Genomic DNA, 12,725 nt, shown 5'->3' on the forward strand with positions numbered 1-12,725 from the left:
GCCGACTCCGACGCCGACTCCGACGCCGACGCCGACGCCGATAGAAACTGCATATGTAGCTGGTACTTCTTATGTTGCAGGTGAAATTGTTAGTAATGTTGGAAATATGTACCAATGTGATATAGCTGGATGGTGTTCATCAGTTTCTGCTTATCATTACGCTCCTGGAACAGGTAGTGCTTGGACAAGTGCATGGTCATTAGTAGAGTAAGAAATACAACGCTTACCACAACTGATTCAACAGCGAAAATACCGGTGTCGAATCAGTAATATTTAAATGATAGGGGTGGGGAAGGTATACCTTTTTCAATAATAATCCCTTAAAAGGCCTATTCGAAAGATTAGGCCTTTTTTATGTGTTAGCTATAAAAGCAAAATTCAAGCGCTTTGCCCTGATTTATTTTCTCTACGTACAACAAGATCACAAACTTAATGACAATGGTATTAAACGAAACTTAATATAATTTAACTATTGGGTATTGGGAAATCAATGTACTACTGGATTTACTCGAATTATTTTGGAGGGTGTTGTACTTAATAATCAATTAGAAGTTAATAGCAATGCGGATAAGAAGCTTCTTCAGTCGCTTTAATTAATAATAAAACGCCTGAAGCATAGAGATAGAAAATCAATAATTATTTACCTACTGCCACAACACCTTCTTAATCTTACTGCTGGGTTTTCTTGGTGCTGTCTTCAGGTAAGTCAGAACGGGGATCATCAAGCATCACCACTAATTTATCACAAAGACTTTTTTTACCTATTTGATCAAGCTTACTATGTTGTATTTTAGTTTGTTGTTTTGCATGGGCTAAGCTTTGGATTTTAAATTTGCTATAATGTGCTTTAAACCCTTCATTCTCATCGGCAGATTTTTCCATTAATAACCAATAGATCTGCCAGCGATTAGCATTACGCTTTTGCCAAGTTTTTAGACTGCTATTTAATGCTTGTTTATCAACAAAGTTATATGACATGCATTGGTTAAAGTAACTTTCCCACATATCTTTAGCAGTATGAGCCTGCAATGGAATTGCCAGTGGATTTAAATTAGCTTGGTTATTTTTTGCCGCAATAGTACTTATTGGGTTTGCTGCGATAAGAGCTAATAGGCTTGATGTCATTATTTTTTTTATATTCATATAATCCCCCGTTGAACAACGTTGCAATAAACCTAATTACTTAAATAAAAAAGGTTAATTATACCGTTTTTTGGAAAAACTAATGCCATTTACCAAGCATTTAAAGTGCCATTATTATAACCTATTAGTCGACTATTAACGGTACTGTTTTTGGTAAGGTTTAGTTGTTTTTTCGTTTAGAGATAGCAAAATAGCGCAGGGTTACTCTGAACCGTTATTTAAACTTGAATTCGGAAAGTTAACTCTGATGTTTATTGTTATTATGTTGTTGTTATTTAATGGATTATATTGATATTACCTGTTGGTTTTTTGCCTTTTTATAACACTGGTATATTAGGTTGTAAAAGGTCAAGATAAGAGGACAAAAATAATTATAATAAAGTAAGTTCAGGAGTAATAACCATGAAGAGTACCTTTGACACAGGATGGCAGGATTGGATAGAAATCAACATTAATCGCAGCTGCGATATTATAGGTATGTATGACATTTTATTAGAACACGATTTCTGTCCAATACTTATAAAAAGTCGATTAAAGCTAACTGATCAAGATATAGAAAAATCGAACAAAACATCTAAAAAAAGTACAAAAAAAGATAGCGTACAGGCTAAATTATTACAACAAACTACGGAAATTATCGAGGCTGAAGACCGCGTATTTTTGCCAAACGCTGAAAAAATTGTTACTGATAATAAATTAGAATTATTCAAAATTGATAACTTTCTTAATTCTCATGAATGTATTGAGCTCATATCCCTTATTCGCGATAATCTCCGCCAATCAACAACAACAAATGAGTCTGGAGATCTTAAAAATTACCGCACGAGTAAAACCTGCGATTTAAGTTTACTCAACCATCCGCTTGTGAACGATATTGATCGACGCATATGTAATGCGCTTGGTTTTGACTCCAGCTATTCTGAGGGTATTCAAGCACAATGGTATGACGTAAACCAAGAGTTTAAACCTCACACCGATTATTTTGAACCCAATAGCAAAGAGTTTGAAGACCATGCCAGAGTAAGAGGTCAACGGACTTGGACTTTTATGCTTTTCCTCAATAATACCCTTGAAGGTGGCGCAACCCAATTTACCCGTGTAGATAAGACTTTTTCACCTAAACGAGGAACCGCTTTATTATGGAACAGTCTAACTCCTGAAGGTAGAGAAAACATTGAAAGCATGCATTGGGGCATGCCTGTTGAAGATGGCTTTAAAGTTATCATTACCAAATGGTTTCGCCTTAAAGGTAAAGGTAAACGTTTTATAAAAGAGCCTAATGAATATATACCCGCCTACACAGACGAAGGTTTCCTCAAAGCAAGGTTACCGGGGGCTTTATTTAAGAAGGTTTATGACTTTTATCAAGCGAATGAAAATACGGTGATAAATGAGCATGTCGAAGGATTTATTACCAGTAAAGCAGAGCAGGTACCTAGCGAACTTATCCCTCTTACAGATGACTTAAAGAAAGAAATTCATCAAGTGCTGCAACCTTTGGTAGAGGCGTGGATTGGCCATTATCTCAAACCAAGTTATGTCTTTGGGATCCGCAGGTATCGAAATGGCGCCGTATTAAAAGAACACCGAGACCGAGGTAAAACGCATGTTGCGAGTGTGATTATTAACATTGAACAGTTGGTTAGGCAACCTTGGCCGTTAGTCATTGAAGACCATAACTACCGTAAACATCACCTTTTACTCAGCCCTGGCGATATGGTCTTTTATGAAGGTGCAAAGCTTACTCATGGGCGACCTATCGCTTTTGATGGCGATGAGTTTTGTAATGTGTTTGTCCATTACCAACTGACTTAACCTCTTTTACGAAAGTTAAGCATTATCGATATACATAAACCTTCTACAAGGATGGACAATTACATTATGTAGTTGCCTGTTTTTCTTGTGGTGAACTTAATTTTTAGTGTGTTTATTAAAATAAAAGATGCCTGTCAGTGCTAAACCGACAGGCATTTTTCAGGGATAAAGACTATCCCTGTAATGTTCTATTATTTACATTACTGTGGATTGAGTCCTAACTTTTGAAGTACTAGTTTGAAGTTAGCACGGCGTTCTTCAATTGCGTGAACTTCACCACTAACTGGGCAATGATCATCTGGACAACCACGGTTGACGATACCAGAAACAGCATCAACAAACTCTGTACCTACCATACCACCATCAACATATTTTTTAAGTTCTGCATGATAGTTCCAATCGGCATATGGGCCACCTACATTATCGTAAGCTTGAACAGAACTAACCCAAAAGAATAAACCAGCAATCCACTTAATTTCTTTATGTTCTTCAGAGCTACAAATTAATCCAGGGTTTGAACATAAATCTAAATCAGCGTATAGCGGGCTATCAGGTGCAGCTTCAACAGTCGTTCCATCTATCGTAGTTCCAATGGTATCTGGGTCAACGTGAGAACGACCTACAAAATGGTTTAGTGTACCAAAGTTCTGACGACCTGTGGTTTGAATTACACCACGTCCCCACCAGCCACAGCCTTGAACACTTTCATCGCTACCATCCCAAATAAAGCTACCGGCTTTTTGACCAATATACTGCTTACATTCTTCACGTTCAAACACTTGCTTAGAGGTATCAATAGCGGTAGGTACCGTATTACAGTGACCTGCGTTAGTCCAACGACCAACTTTACCATTAACTAAAAGACCCTGCTCTGCAAGTACTGCGTCTGGCGCTGCAAAGATTGGTGCTGGCGCACCGTACCATTTGGCGTGAGTCTTAGCCGTTTGTTCCATTTTATCATCGCGAGGACAAGAATAGGCATGGTCTTTACCTGATACAGGATGAGTACCATAATCTGCATATTTCTGACCTAATTGGCCACAACTTGCTGTCATAGGGTAATCTACTTTTGCGCCGTATTTAACTTCAGACCAATTATTCTCATCACAAGCATCGAAACGTATAGTTTCTTGCATACTTTGTGAAAGGAATGCGGCAATAGCTACTTTTGCATACATAGCATTGGTTGCATCATCAGCGGTGCTATCTACTAACCAGAATTTATCGCCCGCTACACCAACATTGTGCATCGAATTTAAGCCTGTTAGGAAGTCAGCCCATTTATAGATAGTTGATGGTACCCAAGATGAAGCCGGTGTTTCATAAAGAAATACCTGACTATCCATTACTGACTCAATACCCGATAAATCACTATTTAGTGCAGCAATACTTGTTAATGGATTAACACCTGAGCCAGCACCTACATAATAAAGAGGCACTTTACTACTTTGGTAATTTGCCATTTTAGTGGTTAAAGCAGCGCTATCAGTATCGAATAAAATCGCGAAGATATTATTGTGTGCAGCTTTACGTATTTTACTCTCACCAGGCGTATTACCCATGAAGTAAGTTGTTGCTTGGGCTGTTGGCACTGATGACAACATTGCAGGAGCTTGTACAAAATCAGTAACTTGTTTCACGTATTCTAATGCGTTGTGCCATTGCTCACTTGATAAGCTTGCAGAGGCACTTGATTTAGTAAAGGCAATAAAGTTAGCTTTTGAAGCGCCTTTGTAAAGTGCTAACTTATCAAGAAGATCTGACGTTGCTTTAGAGGCAGAATTCCATACAGACCTTTTGCCAGAGTGCGTAGCATAAGCAAAATCACCAATGCTTAATGACCAACCAAAAGTAGCGTTTGTAGCAAGTGTCGACAGTATTAGGTTTTGAGCTTGAGCCCAACCCTTGGCATCATCAGTTAGTGCGTTAATGTCACTAACGCTGATACTGTTGGTATTCGTTGAGGCTAAAGCGGCCGTTAAGGCTTGTTTGACTTCAACTGTACCTAAAGATACGCCCTTATCTGCAGTAATGTTATCAAGTACATTGCTGTTAATAATGACAGATTCAGAGCCAAGCAGCTTGGCTGTTTCAATTAATGAAACGAAACCATTGGTTAGCTTGGTTATATCTGATAATTCATCGCTGTTGATTGCGTTAATTGTATACGTATCAGGTGCTGTGGAAGTAGGGCTTGCAACAACAAAATCACTCGGCCAGCCATTAACTTTCAAGCTTACCGGATCTTTAGCATTAGGAAGCGATAATAAAGGCGCAGTGCCTTGTTCAGTGCCATCACAGTTAACTTTCCAAGTCCACGTATCATCATTGCCTGGACGAGAAGATGTTTCCCATTTAGCGGTAAAAGCTATGTAGTCATTATTAACAAGAATATCGCCAGCTTTAGCTGTTTCACCCTGAGACCACACACTGAAGTCAGCACATAAACCGTCTGGCGTTGGCGTAGGTGTAGGTGTTGGCGTCGGTGTTGGTGTTGGCGTTGGCGTAGTGCCACCCACTAGAGTCCATGCGCTTTCCCACGCAGAACCAGTACCCGGTGCGTAAGCCCAACCAGATTCGGAAGAACACCAGCCAGCAACATCACAACGGTATGATTGACCACCATTGCTCACAATATCATCTGCAGCATAAGCTGTGCCAGCTACATACGTACCTGTCGGCGTAGGAGTCGGCGTTGGTGTAGGAGTTGGCGTTGGTGTAGGTGTAGGAGTTGGTGTAGGCGTAGGAGTTACATCACCAGAACATTCATGTTTTAGAGACCAACTATCGTCACTTCCCGGTGTTGATTTTGTCCACCACATAGCACTGTAAGCATTGCCATTAAATTGCATAACATCACCGAGAATAGCGTGTTCAGGGTTTCCCTCCCAGTCTACTTGAGGAAAATCGGGGTAAACATTGATGCCCTCACAGCTTTGTGCTGCAAATGTATTTGTTGAGATCACTGTGGTTGCAGCAAGTGATAACGCGATAAAAGTTTTATTTGGCCTGAAGCCTGCTTGTTTGAGTTTCATTAAAATTCCCATATTTAATTTATTATTATTTTTTGTTTAATACCGCATGGATCATACTTGAAGATCTTTTAAATAGTCCCTGTGTTTTTCTTGCCCGTTATGTTTATTTTTCATGCGTATTTCAAACTATCACGCTATTGACAGCGCTGTCAACTAGCTATTTTATTTGATGTTGCTATAAATTTAAAAATATACTTAAGGATAAAATAAATATAAACAGCTAATAAATAACAAGTAAGTAAAAAATCACTAAAACATTGATGGGTTTTGATGGAGGGAGTTATTGAAAGTAGGATAAAACCAATTCTAAATACTTTTCTAGTGAAATCTCATCATTGGAGCAGACTATCCAACCTAATTGTTATATGTTCCCCATCAAAATTTTGAGAGTAAATAAATGGCTCTGTTCCATCTAATTGTTGTCTTTACCTTAAAAAAGAGTTTAACTTATTTAAGGTAAAGACAATGAAGACAAAATCATTTCGATGCCAACTTAACCATATCACTAAAACACTTTTAGCCATGACACCAGCTCAAAGGCTGACTGTTCAGCAAGTTATTCAAGCATTTCAACCCGAAATCACTATTAATGAGCTGATACAACCTATTTTCGATTCTTCGCCTCAATGCCCGCATTGTAATTGTCTTCACTTTACTAAGTGGGGAAAAGCAGTATCAGTACAGCGTTATAGGTGCTCTTCATGCCATAAAACATTCAATAATAAAACAAAAACACCTTTAACCCAATTACATAAGTGTGAGTTGTGGGATAAATATGCAGAATGTATGTCGTAAAGACTTACGCTACGAGAAGCTACTGCTATTTGTAACATTAACTTAAAGACATCATTTCATTGGCGTCATCGTTTCTTAATGGCTCAATCGGCGCATAATCATGAAAAACTATCCGGTATTATTGAAGCTGATGAATTTTTTATGGCGTACTCTGAAAAAGGTAGCAAGCAACTAAAATACAACCGAAAAGCGAATAAACATGGCGGTCAAATGAGTAAAAAACATAACAAGAGTAAAGTGACTGTTCTACTTTCAATAGATCGCAGTGAACATATGTTAAGTCAGGTATTAGAGGCAAATACTAAAGCAGAAATACAGGCACATTTACAGCCATATATAGCTCAAGAGTCAGTCTTATGTCGTGATGATGCTCATGCCTATGAGGATAGCGAAAGTGGTAAAATGCGAACACAAGCGACTTATTAGTACAAAAAATAGAGTTATTGATAAGGTTTATCATATCCAAACAGTTAATGGTGCTATAGCCCACTTTAAAGATTGGACTGAAAGAAGAATGCGGAGTATTGCCACGAAGTATTTACCTCATTATCTCGCTTGGTTTAAAGAAACGAGAGCTAATCTAGATAAAAGCAAATATTGGCAGCTTCATATCAGCACCAACATTAATATGGAACAGAGCCAAATAAATATAGGGTGAAGTCTTGATTTATGAACTCTAAAGTTATTAAATTTCAAAATTTATTCTGTACTTCCTCCATATATTCAAGAAGCAGAAATTGAGCTTTAAACGTTGTTAATGTAGATAAAGTGATGCTTAGCTTTTATCTCACAATGGGGGCGATTGCGCCACAGAGTGTTTAATCTAAATTTATTTAAAACTTACGTGATTCAATCTCAGCTTTGGAGATTTGAGATCTAATTCAGTGCAAAAATTTTAGGCACAATCTCAATTGTGAATGGATGCGAATTTTTATATAAAAACGATAACTTTACGACCCCTGACCTGCCGTTTTCAACTCAAAAACTAACTTCCGCTTTTGGCTAGCTGAAGTCATAAGGTATTCATTGATGCTAATGTCTGCAATGTCAGATCAGAAGTCATCAGTGTATGATTAATATTGCCGACTGCTTTAAGTTTTGGAGGTGACGTTAGTAACGTTAGCACTACCATCAACAATGTGCACATTTTGACATTAGGTGACCTCTGATGAATCTTAATATTCTTGGAATGATTGCTAAAGGCAGTCGCTGCCAAAAAAGAAGTCATAGTATCCAGTGCCTGCCCCCCCTTTTAGGGGCAAAGCGAACAAAGAACAGGGTGACTTAAACCGAATATTAAGAATTTATCCATGGTAACATCAAAAGTTTGTATTTGATTTCTCAGACTTCGTTATGCTCAAAGTAAATATTAATAATAGAGTTTTCAGTACTTGGGTACGTTCTAAAGAATCTAAGGCTTAAATATTGTTAAGTAAAAACCATTATATGACTTTATCAATTGTAGATACTCTAAATATGTTAACTTAGGCATAATGCGATAACGTCATATGTTTTTTAGGGAAAAGGTAGGATATTATTCAGGAACTGCTCTACAGCCCTTTAAAATCGAAGAGGCATTTTAATGACCTTTAATGCCCATGCAAACAAACAGAATGCTATTTATTCCTTTACAATTCATATATTTAGTCACCAATCTCAATATATTTGACATCTGATTATTAGTGTTTTATACCAATAAAATCAATGATTTATGTATTTTTAATGTATTTAACAAAACTATCTTGAGCTATTTTTATAAGAAGGTAAAGAATAACTCTCGATAGAAAGTTACTTTATATCAAACTAAATTTAATGGCGTAATAAATCATATCAACACCACCAATTAAAATAATAGAAATTTACTGTTCCCACAGACTAAGGACTTAAATAACGCCACTATGACTTTTTCGTGTCTGAGTCGTTATCTCCATCATCTTTCTCAATATCTTCAATTTTTGGTGTACCGTTAGCATTAAATTCAGCTATCGCTTCACCAGAAGATTCCCAATGTTCTCTTTCTTCTTCCGTTGCTTTGGGCGAGAATAGCCCAGTAAAAGCATAGAAGATCCCAATAAGTGGTGCCATCCAGCAAGCAAAAGCAAGGGGAATATACAAAAGGTTTTCTATGTTGCCGTCAGCAATACCAAGACCTAGCGCTGAAATTACAAATGCACCACCCGCATTCCATGGAATAAGGGGAGACATTAATGTTCCACCTTCTTCGATTCCACGTGATAGATTTAAGGTTGAATAGCCCATACCACGATAAACAGGCGAGTACATTCGTCCCGGTAAAGCAATCGATAAATAAGGGTCACCGGCAACTAGGTTAGTCGCAAAGGCAGTACCAATCGCTGCAGTTTGAATACCGGCAAAACTACTCACCTTACTTTTAATAGCATTAATAATTGACTTCAAACAACCTGTTTTTTCGAGTGCACCGCCAAAGCCTAGTGCAATTAATATCAAGGAAATGGTCCACATCATCGATTGTATGCCCCCCCTATTTAACAAGCTGTCAATTTCTTCAATCCCTGTACTTATCGAGTAGCCATTATTGGCAAAATCAAAAATTGATTGCAAACTCTGCCCCTGTACAACCATTGCCGTTGCACCACCCGCAACAACGCCAGCGAATAATGATGGCATAGGGGGATATTTTTTTATCGCTAAACCCATGACAACCAAAGCAGGTAATAATACCCATCCTGAAATATAAAAGTTTTCGTCTAAGGTGTTAGTAATAGCGTCAATTCTTTCAAATGAAATGCTTTGAGTGTTGATGACGAAAAATCCAACCAACAAATAGATGATAAGAGCGATGAGCATAGCTGGGATGGTCGTTGCCATCATATTTTTTATATGAGAAAAAACATCGGTTCCAGTCACTGCAGGGGCCAAATTAGTTGTGTCGGAAAGTGGTGAAATTTTATCACCAAAAAAAGCACCAGAAACTACAGCGCCAGCTGTCCAATATGCAGGAATGTTAAAACCTTCGCCAATGCCCATTAAGGCCAAACCAACCGTACCGACACTCGCCCAACTAGTGCCAAGAGAAAGTGAAACAACAGCACAAATGACCATACCCGCAGCCAGAAATATTTCAGGCGAAAGGACCTTTAAGCCATAATAAATAATGCTGGGTACCGTACCGCTAGCAATCCAGACCCCAATAATCATCCCAACCGTTATTAAAACAGACACTGAAGGTAAAGCGACGTGAATAACGTGAAAAATTCCTCTTTCAATATCTTTCCATTTCAGCCCTAACTTAATGCCAACAATACTGGTAATGGCTAAACCAATGGCAAGGGGAATGTGTGGTTCGAAAACGCCAAAGTAAAATATTTGTGTCCCAAGAAGAAGCAGAGTTAACACGACAGGCGTCAAGGCAAGTAATAAACCCGGATTGGCATTTTTTGTCCGTTTCATTTAAGTACCTCATGTTTTGTTATTCATAGATTAGGTGAAGAACCGTCATCGTGATGGGTAAAGCAATAGGCAAATTTAACTTGTTACGGCTTTGAAAGCATCACTACATCGTCGATATAAAGGATAACAAAGGTAGGGTCACACATCATTCATCCTTTGAAGGCCATGCATTATTTGCTGATTTTTTTGATGTAAATTATTGATCAAATCCATAAGATACTCTTTACTATAATTGTTAATTATCAAGGGTAAAATAGATCTTAACCACATTTCTATCTTCTCATTTACCTCTAGCATTACAGTGGTTATTTTTCCACTGTTTGCATTAGGAGCTAACGCTAGTGTTTCTATATAAACTAATAACTGCTCGTCAATATCGTCATCGAACCACATTTCAAATGTTTTAATAGGCGCCTCTGTCAATGAGGTGATTAAATATTGATTTCTGACTTTTTGCTTGTCTGTTAAATAATGTAAAAACATTCTAGCTCGCTCTTGCTCTGTCACTTTAAGACTTCTCTCATAAAACGCTAGCGTTGCGGTATTCAATGTTATTAGGTGTTCAAATACTTCACTTAACTGGTGATAACGCATAACTTTCCTTCCTATTCTAAATTTTTGTGAGCCTATTTTCGAAGAACCTAACGATCAACTTATAAATTAAACAACGCCACTTGAATTTTCTGCTTATGAATAATTTAGTCATGTAGGATTTATTTTTACAACTTAAAGTAACAAAATATCAGCCTGCTAGATGTGCGCTAGCGCACATACTTAATTGATGTAGTAGAACAAAAATCAATTTTTAGCATTATAAAAAGCCTAAAGGGGGAGATGTTACTTATACCGCCAACATACATATTTAGATATAACCTAAACTACTGAAAATATTACAATATAGGGGTAATAAGCTTTGTAAATAAAAAAACCGTTAAGTTTTGTGTGATGGCGTACATATTTATTATCACATTCCGTGCAAAATAAAAGCCATAACCTAAAACTTAACTAATTTAACTGAACGTAACTATTGGGATTTAATATGAGTAATGAAAACGAACACAGTATCGCGACTTTTGCGGCTTTAAAAACTTGCATAGCAAATGGTGAAGTACAATCAGTAAAAGAATTATTAGCAAAGCAGCCAATACAAGCACTTGAGAAAAGCTATCTTATTGATTTGGCGTTGTTAAATAACAACCCCACTATAATAGAACTGATTAAAGAGAGTCCAATAAGAAAATAAATGTATTAAAAAATTAACATCACAAGTTAACGAGTGCCAAATAGAAACACCAAGCATTCAATGGAATTACTTTTAACTTACAGGGCTGGGAAGCAACAAGAAAGGCTAGTCTCTATATTATTGATTACTTCATTCTATTGATAACAATGCGGCTATAGGCAAGAATGTTAAGCGATACGAAAAAGCTTTATCGTCTTAAATAGTCGCGCAACTTAACCTATTACTACGTTAGAGTTTAAGAATGGGGAAGGTATCGTAATATATTATCCATTTTTGTTAGCCAACGCTTATTTACCTTGGCTAACGGTAACCCTTAACAAAGTTTAATAACTTTTAATAATACTTACGGAGCTCGTTTTCATATTCAGGGTCAATAAACCGTTCCAGATCGAATGGTGGATTTTCCATTATTTTCTCAGCATTTACATTAACGGTTATAGAACAGTCAGTCCAATTGACTGCCTCAATACATTTATGACTAATCAAAACCTTGCGACCACCAGGTGCCCAATTACGCGTATCTATGACGATATACGAAATAGTCCAATTATCGTCATTTAAAATAAAGTCTTCAATATGGCCAATTTTTTGATCTTTCGCATAGATCTCAAATTTCTTAACGTCATTGGTTGAGTGTAAATGCCAATCTTCTGATTTTATTTGAGTATTATCCTTAGATAACCTTGTATCAACTAAGGGTTTGGGACTAGGAGAAGTTCTCCATAATCCTTCGTTCATCCAATAGTAAGCATAACCATAGAATTGAAATAATGTAGTTTCATATTCATGAGATATTTGTTGGTGTTCTTCAAGTGGAGGACTATTTTTAATTTTTTGTTGAGTTAAATCAACAGGGAATTTGTACTGTTCCCACTGAGGTTCTTGCAGTGAGATTGTGCTGATTAATATTTTTCGTTCTCCACAGAGCCATTTTTTAGTATCAGGAACTATGTAACGTATTACCCATAATTTATCGTCAAAGAGGAAATATTTGCAAAGACCTATTTTTGTGTCAATACCTTGTAATTGAAAACGCATAAGTTCATTGAGACTTCGTAACATTGTCCTACCCTTCTATATTAATTAAACTTTAATTGTCGAAAGTCATGACTTTTATCATACTCGGTCAGTTATTTTTCGTATGTACGTCAACGCACTTAAGGCTGATATTTTCATTCCCAAATATGGAGATTTATACGCTTGTTCTGCTCGATATAGATATAAATAATGGCAAATTCAATCAACGTGAACTTTCTTATAAA

General features: G+C 37.1%; 7 protein-coding genes and 2 pseudogenes. 4 read left to right on the forward strand and 5 right to left on the reverse strand.

Annotation, left to right across the window (positions count from 1 at the left end; translation table 11 throughout):
* Positions 1 to 211, forward strand: a pseudogene (locus H4J66_RS08815) (hypothetical protein); the annotation flags it as partial.
* Between the two features lie 458 nt (positions 212 to 669).
* On the opposite strand, the gene H4J66_RS08820 reads toward H4J66_RS08815, so the two are convergent.
* The gene (locus tag H4J66_RS08820) at positions 670 to 1,143 is read right to left on the reverse strand and encodes a hypothetical protein (RefSeq protein WP_182173327.1); all 474 of its coding nucleotides are present in this window, start codon (positions 1,141 to 1,143) and stop codon (positions 670 to 672) included.
* 402 nt (positions 1,144 to 1,545) lie between these two features.
* Between H4J66_RS08820 and H4J66_RS08825 the strand changes: the two genes are divergently transcribed.
* On the forward strand, positions 1,546 to 2,958 hold the full coding sequence (locus H4J66_RS08825; protein WP_182173330.1) for a 2OG-Fe(II) oxygenase: 1,413 nt from the start codon (positions 1,546 to 1,548) through the stop codon (positions 2,956 to 2,958).
* A gap of 200 nt (positions 2,959 to 3,158) precedes the next feature.
* On the opposite strand, the gene H4J66_RS20620 is transcribed toward H4J66_RS08825, so the two are convergent.
* Positions 3,159 to 5,993 carry a cellulose-binding domain-containing protein gene (locus H4J66_RS20620; protein WP_182173333.1) on the reverse strand — a complete coding sequence of 945 codons (2,835 nt, stop codon included), beginning with the start codon at positions 5,991 to 5,993 and terminating at the stop codon, positions 3,159 to 3,161.
* Positions 5,994 to 6,458: 465 nt separating this feature from the next.
* Between H4J66_RS20620 and H4J66_RS20780 the strand changes: the two are divergent.
* Positions 6,459 to 7,415, forward strand: a pseudogene (locus tag H4J66_RS20780) (IS1595 family transposase).
* 1,269 nt (positions 7,416 to 8,684) lie between these two features.
* Here the strand turns inward: H4J66_RS20780 and nhaC are convergent.
* Together nhaC and H4J66_RS08845 are read right to left on the reverse strand one after the other, a co-directional pair.
* Positions 8,685 to 10,220, reverse strand: coding sequence for a Na+/H+ antiporter NhaC (gene nhaC, locus H4J66_RS08840; protein ID WP_182173336.1), 1,536 nt, complete (start codon positions 10,218 to 10,220; stop codon positions 8,685 to 8,687).
* Positions 10,221 to 10,358: 138 nt separating this feature from the next.
* The gene (locus H4J66_RS08845) at positions 10,359 to 10,814 is read right to left on the reverse strand and encodes a hypothetical protein (protein ID WP_182173339.1); all 456 of its coding nucleotides are present in this window, start codon (positions 10,812 to 10,814) and stop codon (positions 10,359 to 10,361) included.
* 445 nt (positions 10,815 to 11,259) lie between these two features.
* On the opposite strand from H4J66_RS08845, the gene H4J66_RS08850 reads away from it, so the two are divergent.
* The gene (locus H4J66_RS08850) at positions 11,260 to 11,463 is read left to right on the forward strand and encodes a hypothetical protein (protein ID WP_182173342.1); all 204 of its coding nucleotides are present in this window, start codon (positions 11,260 to 11,262) and stop codon (positions 11,461 to 11,463) included.
* A gap of 333 nt (positions 11,464 to 11,796) precedes the next feature.
* Here H4J66_RS08850 and H4J66_RS08855 read toward each other — a convergent pair whose 3' ends face one another.
* Complete coding sequence (locus tag H4J66_RS08855) at positions 11,797 to 12,525, reverse strand: PRC-barrel domain-containing protein (RefSeq protein WP_182173345.1); 729 nt, start codon at positions 12,523 to 12,525, stop codon at positions 11,797 to 11,799.
* Between the last annotated feature and the right edge of the window lie 200 nt (positions 12,526 to 12,725).

The organism is Colwellia sp. MB3u-55 (assembly GCF_014076785.1).
GTDB lineage: Bacteria > Pseudomonadota > Gammaproteobacteria > Enterobacterales > Alteromonadaceae > Colwellia_A.